Origin of the sequence: Bacillus sp. AR4-2, from assembly GCF_008274865.1 — a bacterium.
GTDB classification, from domain to species: Bacteria; Bacillota; Bacilli; order Bacillales; family Bacillaceae_G; genus Bacillus_A; species Bacillus_A cereus.
Genome location: NZ_CP031062.1, coordinates 4,669,159 through 4,678,422 on the forward strand (window position 1 = coordinate 4,669,159; position 9,264 = coordinate 4,678,422).

Here is a 9,264-nt window from a genome sequence, read left to right on the forward strand (position 1 = left end):
AAAGTACCCTTTTATTAAAAATCTATTTTATTATAAAGAATAATTGGAGACTGCAAAATGATAAAAATATAGCATACTTTCAAAATTATTTATAATTATTAATATTAATATTAAACATAAAGCAACTACTTTTACACGTCTCATCACTTTAAAACCATATGCCAATAATAACGGTATTGTAAACAGCATATGTGCGCCATAAATAAATGCTTCAGATGCCCCAAAACCAATAATTCCATGTAAAACAATATTAAATAGTAAACAGAAACTTAAAAACCTTACGAAAGGCTCTTTTCTAAAGTTTTTCCATACAGCTACTATTATAAAAGCATACACAGATACAATCACAATCCACCCGATCATAGTATGCGATGGAAGTATATTTAATTGTGCGAATTGCTCACCTTGTCTTAAAGTAACTTCCGAGAATGGTCCAAAGATGAATGAAGATCCTAATAATAGATGAAATACTAATATACCTGATGGCTTAACGTATTCTGGTGAAAAACTCTGTCCTTGCGCAGCAAAGTCCATACTACCCTTTAATCCTTCGATAAGAACGACATTATTTGCGTTCATTGCTAATACAAACAGGACCACGACAATAACAATCGAAATACCAGTCCAAATAATTTTTTTCCGTAGTTTCTTATAACTCATCAGACTACCTAAAAACCACATAAACGAATTGGTTAATGTAACCCCTGTTATTACTATTGCCAACAATACATTCGCAATACTAAATCCTATTTTCGCTTCTTTTTCCCCTGTAATAAATGGATAGCATACAAAGCACATAAGTACCAATGTGAAATTTGCATAGCTAAAAGATTCTGGTGTCCACGTAATAACTAACATTGTAGCTGAAAATCCATACATGACCGCTAGTAAAAAAGAAACAATCGTATTCTTACAAATTTTACAGCATAATGTATAAATCATCACTACACTGAGCGCGCTTAAAAACGTTTGAATGAATATAATACCATGTACAATATTCCCTACTTTTACTGTCTCCAGCATCCACATGAATTGTTGAATAAAATAATAAAGGAATGGATGTCGGAACCAGGTCGCCGCTGCTACATCTACTTTTTCAAGGAAAAAGGAGATGATATAATATCCTTGATCAAAAGAAAAATAGGTATCAACCACCCAAGCTTCAATAAAAAGCTTAGAGTGAGTATCCATTTTCCAACCGATAAAAAAATAAAATGACCAATAAAAAATGAAAAGGACAAGGGCTAATATCCCCTTTCCTTTATAATCATTCCAAATATTCAATACTTCTTCTCCTCTCTACGGTAGAAATAACATAATTAGATGTGCCACGTACCCAATAACTGTTCCTAACACAAGCCCACCAAAAATCTCATGCCAATGATGTCCTTGACGCTCTCTTAATTTTTCTTCTTCCGAACTTATATGTTTATTCAACATTCTTGCATGTTTACCAACTGTACGGCGAAGTCCTGTGGCATCAATGATAACAATTGTTAAGATTGCTATCCCGATTCCAAACATCGGTGTATTAAACCCTTCATGAAACCCTATTGTCATGACCATACTTGATAAAATCGTTGTATGCGTACTAGGAAATCCACCATTTCCAACTAAACGAAAAGCATCTTTTCCAGAACGAAGATAATTCACTAAAAATTTCAATACTCCCGAAGCTACCCAAGCTATAAATGGAAGTATACAATATAAATATGTTCCCATTGCTTTACCTCCTATGATTTTGCAATAAATAAAATGCCAGCTACTATACATACCATTCCAGCAATTTTCATGAAATTGATTGTTTCACCAAATAATAATGCTGACGCAATAATAACAAATACATATCCGAAACTCACCATTGGGTATGCATAACTTAAATCAACCTTTCTCAGCACAATCATCCATAATAATGCACTTAAACCGTAAAAAGCTAGTCCGAAAAAGTTCGGTACGTTAATGAAATTCATAATACCTACAGCCGCTGAACTTTGTGATTTCATTGCACCAAATTTTAATAAAATTTGCCCTACAACTCCCATACCAACTGATAAAATAATCATTAAAAATTGTTGCATCTCTATACTCCTTAACTGTTTATATTCAAAAAATGTTTTATTCCAAATAAAAAACGTTTAAGACACTCCTCTTAAACGTTTTAACAAACCCGAATAGAGTAATTAAAAGTTCAATAGTATAATAATAACTGTTATCGCATATAACAACACTGTTATTAAAATATGCTGATCCTCTAATAAAACTTTATCTGGTTCTCCACCTTTATCTTCCATGTGAACTAAATATAAATAACGAAAAATCCCGTAAATTACAAATGGGATTGTCCACATTAAATAGATACTTTTCCCTGCATTAAAAGTAAAGATGGCATAAGTTACAATAGTTGCCGATGTAACAATTGTACTTAATTGGTCTAACAAAGCAGGAGAATAACTTTCTAATACTTTTCTATGAGAACCTTTATTATTCTGTAACAATACTAATTCATGTCTTCTTTTATTAATAGCCAAGAATAGTGACAGTAATAATGTACATAATAAAAACCACGGTGTAAATGGCACTTGAATAACTAATCCACCGGCCAATGCTCGTAAAACAAATCCAGCTGCAATAATTAAAATATCAATGATTACAACGTGTTTTAAACGAATTGAATACGCTACATTTAAAATAAAATAGACTGCTAATACTAAGCACAACAACGGATTTAATATATATGAAACTACTAAAGACGCTACTAAAATAACACAACCTGCCGTAATAGCAAAGTACGGATTTAATGCCCCCGATGCCATCGGTCGATATCGCTTAACAGGGTGTTGTCGATCTGCCTCAATATCCATAAAATCATTTAAAATATAGACACAGCCAGATATTGCACAAAATAGCGCAAAACAAATTGCAGCTTGTGCCACCATAGTTAAAGATACTTGTTTTATTGAAAAGACTAACGCTGCAAATACAAGCAAGTTTTTAGTCCACTGTTTCGGGCGTAACTGTTTAAAAAACAATACAACTATATTTTGTTGAGATAAAGTTCCTTCCCTCATAATAATAAGAGTGCTTCTATTTTTGTCACTCTCTTCTTTCCCTCCCTATTCAATTGTTATTTACTTCTAATACAGGAAAGATTATATCACATAAGTATAACATTGAAAATCAACTATTAAATACCAATAAAAAAGGCTGCCTCAAAAATTTGAGACAGCCTTTTCTTCAAAAAATTATTCTTCTCCAAAACGCTCCACAAGTGTTGCAAGTGTACGTACCATTGCACCAGTTGCTCCAGCTGGACCTAAGTCGTGCGCGCCTTTTGTTTCTGATGTTCCAGCGATATCTAAGTGTACCCACGGTGTATCTTCAGCGAATTCGCCTAAGAATGTACCTGCCATAACCGCATGTCCTTCACGGCCTGGTGAGTTATTTAAATCAGCAAACTTACTGTTTCGAACGCGTTCTTTATCACGATCAAAAATCGGTAGTTGCCAAATTGGCTCATCTGTTTCCATAGAAGCCTCTAGCACTTGCTCAAATAACTCTTCATTATTTGTCATTGCGCCTGTCGTATAGTTTCCAAGTGCAACAATTACACCGCCTGTTAATGTTGCAACATCAACAAGGTAGTTTGCACCAAGTTTTTTCGCATACGTAATACCGTCAGCTAAAGCTAGACGACCTTCTGCATCCGTATTTAATACTTCAATTGTTTTTCCGCTCATAGATGTAATTACATCGTCTGGCTTAAATGCCGTACCACTTACAACGTTATCAGTTGAAGGAATAACAGCGATCACATTTTGTTCTGGGCGAAGTTCACCGATAATTTCCATCGCACCTAATACAGCAGCTGCACCACCCATATCACCTTTCATACCGACCATGCCTTCACGTGGTTTTAAAGAATAACCACCTGTATCGTATGTAATACCTTTTCCAACGAATCCAATGACATCTGTCCACTCTTCTTTTCCTTTATAAATAAGAGCAATCATTTTTGGTGGCTCTACACTACCTTGGTTTACTGCAAGTAACGCACCCATACCAAGATCTTCCATCTCTTCTTTCTCAAGAACTTTATAGTCCATATCATACTTCTCCGCTAATTCAACAGCATACTCAGCAAGCTTTGTCGCTGTTAATACGTTTGGCGGCATATTTACAAGTGTACGAGCTGAATTTGTTGCACGTCCATGTACGTAGCCAACTGTTAATGCGGCTTCAATTTCTTGTGCATCTTCCGCTGTAATAGCCGTGAACTTCTCTAACTCTACACGATCCTTTTTATCTGATTTATACGTTTGTAATTCATATGTACCAAGGCCTTGTACCTCTGCTGCAATATGAGCGACATCAATCGCCTCTAATTTCTCTGTTACGAAAGAATCAAGTAAGATTGCTGCATCTTGTACTTTTGCTACTTGCAGTGTTTTAAATGCCTTACCAAGAGCCGCACGTAACGTTTCTGTCGTGTAAGACTCTTTCTTGCCTAAACCAACAAAGTAATAACGTTTCACATTTGTTTTTCCTAAGCTATGTACTTTCGAAATGGCCTTTTTCTTCGTAGATAATTCTTTCTCTTCTAGTAAAACTTGTAATTGTCCTTCAAACGCTTTGTCCAGTTCTTGTACAAAACTACTCATTTTCTCTTCTTCAAATAAAGCGACAATTACTGCTTCGTGACCTGCTAATTCTTTTTGTACTTGAAACATGTTCAGACCCCCTAAATTTCTCTAACACCATTATAACTTTATTTTCGATAAAATGCGACAATTCTAACTACAGTTATATGTCGTGTAAAATCCCCTCCATTATGAAATAAGCCAAGAAAAAAAGTCTAGCGTAATTACGACTAGACTATCTTTGTTTTAAATATTGACCACGAAACACTTGCATCGTTTCGTCTTGATTTAACATCGTTAACTCTTCTTCTGTAAACTTACCATTTCCTACTTTTACTACGTACACATTTACTTTTTTCTTACCCCATTGGCTATAAACATCTTTCACCGTATCATAATATAGATCAAGACGGTTTCCTTTTATTGCACCGCCCTTATCAGCTACTACACCATACCCATAACCTGGTACGAATAAAATTGTTCCAATTGGGAATACGTGTAAGTCCGCTGCGATTGTGGAATATAAATCCCTTTTCGCCTTAACACCTGAATATGTAATACCATACTCCGGATGTCCCGGCCTCTTACCAGTTGACTCAATTCCCGACGTATAACCTGTTGCAGTCATTTCAATTGAACGATATTTAGACCAGTCGTTTGCCTGCTCTAAAGCATTTATCACTTCTTTACTCGGAGCAACATTTCTCTTAACTTCTGCTGCATGTACTTCTTTTGCACTCGTTCCCTCATACTTCTTTACAATCTCTAATAAAGAAACTCCTGTGAAAGCATTCCATGTTACGCATAATGCAATTGCAAGTAAACAAGTCATCATAATGCGAATACAATATCGTTTTAACATTTTTATATTCCACACTCCTTCATCGTTAATCATTCCCTATACCATGAAGGAATATGCAAAAAAATAATCTCCAACTTAATTGGAGATTAAAACATTTGATATCCGCTTTTCCGAAGTTTCTTGATTACGACTCCTGCTAAAGCAGCCCCTACTAATCCAGTAGATAGAATAAATACGTCTGCTTGTCCTAAGTGCGATACACTTCTCCCAAATGAAGAAAATGTTTCTTTCGGTTTTGAAAAATAATCCCACATACTCGCTTTATTAATAATAAGCATACAAACAATCGGATACACAATAACCATTACCCAAGTAGCTCGCAAAATCATGTTGAGTAAAAATCCAATTCCAAAGAACAAAATAAAGAATAACATCATTGAAATAAGTAGTACCGGTATACTCACTCTTTTCCCCTCTCCTTCGCACGTGCCGTAAATACGTGATAAGCTGTATAACCAAATGGTTCGCCTGGATTTAATGTTTTGTCCACTTCAAGATGTAGTTCTGATCTTCCTTCTAACAAATATTTAATAAGCACAGACGTATTCGGATCGTCTACAATCTTATCCGGATGTAAGAACGCCACTTCAGACAATTCTTTCTCCTGTATAATAATATTTTCTCCTTCAGGCTCCAAAAGAAAAATAATCATATTATCACTAATCTCATTACGAATAACACCCGATCGAACACCAATGATCCCCTTCACATGAGCGACAATGCCTGTCTCTTCTAACACTTCGCGTTTCACAGCTTCATCAACCGTCTCACCTTCATTTACAAAACCAGCCGGTAAAGACCATTTCCCTTTTAATCCACTGTATTTCTTCTTAACAAATAGCCACCTACCATCTTTTGTAGCTACTAAACCACTAACAGCTAGCCATACCTTCCCTCGTTTCTCCATGATGTAATAACCTCCTCTTTCAGAACGGACAGAATATTCTTTCTTTTTATATTATACTATATTTTTAATATGAAAAAAGCAGAAACAGCTCTTAGCCGTTTCTGCTTTTTCTAATATATATTAAAAGAACTTTAATTTACCTTTTTTAAGAACTAATAAAGGTCCACCTAATAAGAATAGGTAACGGTTATCGATTACTTTCTTCATGAAGGAAGCTTTCCAACCTGTTAACTTTTTACCCATAACAACGCCCATTGCATCGTCATGACCTAAAGAACATACAGATCCTTTATTATCAAATGCGAATTTCTTCATTTCGCCTTTACCACGAACTAATACAGTTAAGTTGTGTGCAATATTGTAACCTTGTTGAATTGCGATTTGTGCTGTTGGTGGGTATGGACGGTTAATTTCTTCATTAATGATTAACGCTGCGTCACCAACCATGAATACATCTTCGTATCCTGGAGCATGCATGTACTCATCAACTTTTACACGTCCGCGCATTGCTTCAAATCCAGACTCTTCCACAATACCGTTACCACGAACACCTGCAGCCCAAACTACTGTTTCAGACTTAATTAATTCAGTGTCATCGCCATTCGCAACGATAATACCTTCTTCAGTTGCTTCTTTAATTGCTGTACCGATGCGGAATTCTACACCTTTTTTCTCAAGTTGTTTTACAGCGTATTCTACTAACGCTGGATCGAAACCTGGAAGTGCTGTTGGAGCAGCTTCTACACAGATGATACGTGCTTTTTCACGTGGTACATTGTACTCTTTGCAAAGTTCAGGAACACGGTTTGCAAGCTCACCTACGTACTCGATACCAGTAAATCCAGCACCACCAACAACGATTGTTACTAACTCATCGCGTTGTTCAGTTGCATATTTAGAGAAACTAGCTTCCATATGCTCACGAATTTCACGAGTTGCATTAATGTTAGCGATTGAGAATGCATGCTCTTTTAATCCTGTAATTCCGAATGTTTCTGATTCGAAACCAAGACCAATTACTAAGTAGTCATACTCTAACTCGCCGTCTTTTAAGATAATGCGTTTTTCAGCAGCTTTAATTTCTACTACTGTGTCTTGTACAAAGTTCACTTTATTTGTATCAATAACGTCTTGAATATCTAGACAGATTTTTTCATCTTGTAATGTACCAGCTGCGCTCTCGTGTAACCAAGTCGCTTGGTAGTGATAGCTGTTGTTGTTTACTAGCGTAATTTCAGCTTCATTTACAGATAATGCTTTTTGCAGACGAACAGTCGTAATCATCCCGCCATAACCTGCACCTAAAACTACGATTTTTGGAGTCTTCACCAAATCACAACCCTTTTCTTTATATAATAGTAATGAAAAATAATACCAAGTACTAAAAACTCTATTTGTCAAGAATGTGGAATTTATCACATTCTATATCATAACAAAACGCAGTCAAAAAATCGTACGAATTTTGTCATAGAAATTTAACATAATACTTCCCTATATTAGTCGGTTTTATTCCAGAATTCAAGCGTCTGGAGAATTATCAATATTTTAAAATAACATAGCGTTTTCAAGGGTTTTTTAGCCTTTTTTTCATGTATTTTCCTTTCTGTATATTTTATACAATAAAAAAGAACCTATGCGAAAACTTACACACAATTCAGTCGTTTTCAGAAGTATTATGAACTCAAATATGCTATCATTTATTTGAAAGTATCATCATTTGCAGGATTTTCGTGTACATATGAACAATATATGAAATCAATATCAAAATTCCATCTATAGGGGGAATGAAAGTGGCAGAAAATCAAAAAGTTTACGACATAACAATTATTGGTGGTGGTCCAACGGGACTGTTCACAGCATTTTATGGCGGTATGAGACAAGCAAGTGTAAAAATCATTGAAAGCTTACCTCAACTTGGAGGACAATTATCCGCACTCTACCCTGAAAAATACATTTATGATGTAGCTGGATTCCCAAAAGTGCGCGCACAAGAATTAGTTGATAACTTAAAAGAGCAAATGAAGAAATTTGACCCAACCGTTTGTTTAGAAGAAGCTGTCGATACGCTTGAGAAACAAGCTGACGGTATATTTAAACTTGTTACGAATAAGCAAACTCACTATTCTAAATCAGTTATTATTACTGCTGGCAATGGTGCTTTCCAACCACGCCGCTTAGAATTAGAAGGTACAGCAAAGTATGAAAAGAAAAACTTACATTATTTCGTTGATGATATGAATAAATTTGCCGGTAAGCGCGTCGTAGTATTTGGCGGCGGCGATTCAGCTGTTGATTGGACAATGATGTTAGAACCAATTGCTGAAAAAGTTACAATCGTTCATCGCCGTGATAAATTCCGTGCGCATGAACATAGCGTAGAAAGCTTAATGAATTCTCGTGCAGAAGTAAGTACACCATACGTTCCAGTAGAACTCATTGGTGATGACAAAATTGAACAAGTCGTTCTTCAACATGTAAAAACGGAAGAAAAAGTTATCATCGATGTTGATGACGTAATTGTAAACTATGGCTTCGTTTCTTCTCTTGGCCCAATTAAAAACTGGGGCTTAGATATACAAAAAAACAGCATCCTTGTAAATTCAAAAATGGAAACAAATATTCCTGGCATTTACGCTGCTGGTGACATTTGTACATATGAAGGAAAAGTAAAACTCATTGCTTGCGGCTTCGGTGAAGCACCAACAGCAGTAAACAATGCAAAAGCTTACTTCGATCCAAATGCAAAACTTCAACCAATGCATAGCTCAAGCATGTTTTAATATGTAAAAATAAAAGCTCCTTCCATACGTGGAAGGAGCTTTTATTTTATATACCACGAAAGCACACTGAATTCGATA

Annotated in this window: 10 protein-coding genes; 1 reads left to right on the forward strand and 9 read right to left on the reverse strand. The window is 35.6% G+C overall.

Annotated features, from left to right (window positions below; translation table 11 throughout):
• Positions 1–30 precede the first annotated feature (30 nt).
• The 9 genes from DN399_RS24245 to DN399_RS24285 form a co-directional block, all read right to left on the reverse strand.
• Positions 31–1,284: a DUF6080 domain-containing protein gene (locus tag DN399_RS24245; RefSeq protein WP_025710385.1), complete on the reverse strand. Its 1,254-nt coding sequence runs from the start codon at positions 1,282–1,284 to the stop codon at positions 31–33.
• Between the two features lie 15 nt (positions 1,285–1,299).
• Positions 1,300–1,722, reverse strand: coding sequence for a divergent PAP2 family protein (locus DN399_RS24250; RefSeq protein WP_016123673.1), 423 nt, complete (start codon positions 1,720–1,722; stop codon positions 1,300–1,302).
• Positions 1,723–1,733: 11 nt separating this feature from the next.
• Positions 1,734–2,078, reverse strand: a complete 345-nt coding sequence (locus DN399_RS24255) for an EamA family transporter (protein WP_001183889.1) — start codon at positions 2,076–2,078, stop codon at positions 1,734–1,736.
• Positions 2,079–2,180: 102 nt separating this feature from the next.
• Positions 2,181–3,068, reverse strand: coding sequence for a decaprenyl-phosphate phosphoribosyltransferase (locus DN399_RS24260; RefSeq protein ID WP_001206693.1), 888 nt, complete (start codon positions 3,066–3,068; stop codon positions 2,181–2,183).
• Between the two features lie 174 nt (positions 3,069–3,242).
• Positions 3,243–4,727 carry a cytosol aminopeptidase gene (gene pepA / locus DN399_RS24265; RefSeq protein ID WP_000487952.1) on the reverse strand — a complete coding sequence of 495 codons (1,485 nt, stop codon included), beginning with the start codon at positions 4,725–4,727 and terminating at the stop codon, positions 3,243–3,245.
• Positions 4,728–4,872: 145 nt separating this feature from the next.
• A complete protein-coding gene (locus DN399_RS24270) occupies positions 4,873–5,499 on the reverse strand; it encodes a 3D domain-containing protein (protein ID WP_149149994.1) in 627 nt (208 codons plus the stop codon).
• Positions 5,500–5,585: 86 nt separating this feature from the next.
• A complete protein-coding gene (locus DN399_RS24275; RefSeq protein ID WP_149149995.1) occupies positions 5,586–5,903 on the reverse strand; it encodes a YuiB family protein in 318 nt (105 codons plus the stop codon).
• Positions 5,900–6,406 carry an NUDIX hydrolase gene (locus tag DN399_RS24280; protein WP_000415315.1) on the reverse strand — a complete coding sequence of 169 codons (507 nt, stop codon included), beginning with the start codon at positions 6,404–6,406 and terminating at the stop codon, positions 5,900–5,902. Before DN399_RS24280 ends, DN399_RS24275 begins: the two co-directional genes overlap by 4 nt.
• 120 nt (positions 6,407–6,526) lie before the next feature.
• Positions 6,527–7,735: an NAD(P)/FAD-dependent oxidoreductase gene (locus DN399_RS24285; RefSeq protein ID WP_000856612.1), complete on the reverse strand. Its 1,209-nt coding sequence runs from the start codon at positions 7,733–7,735 to the stop codon at positions 6,527–6,529.
• 461 nt (positions 7,736–8,196) lie between these two features.
• Here DN399_RS24285 and DN399_RS24290 point away from each other — a divergent pair, with 461 nt between their 5' ends.
• Positions 8,197–9,186 (forward strand): NAD(P)/FAD-dependent oxidoreductase, encoded by a 990-nt coding sequence (locus tag DN399_RS24290; RefSeq protein ID WP_000829789.1) that lies wholly within the window; start codon positions 8,197–8,199, stop codon positions 9,184–9,186.
• The last annotated feature ends 78 nt before the right edge of the window (positions 9,187–9,264 follow it).

Bases quoted from the DNA above. Each gene is read 5' to 3' on its own strand.
- DN399_RS24250 (WP_016123673.1), bottom strand. From the start codon at position 1,722: ATGGGAACATATTTATATTGTATACTTCCATTTATAGCTTGGGTAGCT.
- DN399_RS24255 (WP_001183889.1), bottom strand. From the start codon at position 2,078: ATGCAACAATTTTTAATGATTATTTTATCAGTTGGTATGGGAGTTGTA.
- DN399_RS24260 (WP_001206693.1), bottom strand. From the start codon at position 3,068: ATGAGGGAAGGAACTTTATCTCAACAAAATATAGTTGTATTGTTTTTT.
- pepA (WP_000487952.1), bottom strand. From the start codon at position 4,727: ATGTTTCAAGTACAAAAAGAATTAGCAGGTCACGAAGCAGTAATTGTC.
- DN399_RS24270 (WP_149149994.1), bottom strand. From the start codon at position 5,499: ATGTTAAAACGATATTGTATTCGCATTATGATGACTTGTTTACTTGCA.
- DN399_RS24280 (WP_000415315.1), bottom strand. From the start codon at position 6,406: ATGGAGAAACGAGGGAAGGTATGGCTAGCTGTTAGTGGTTTAGTAGCT.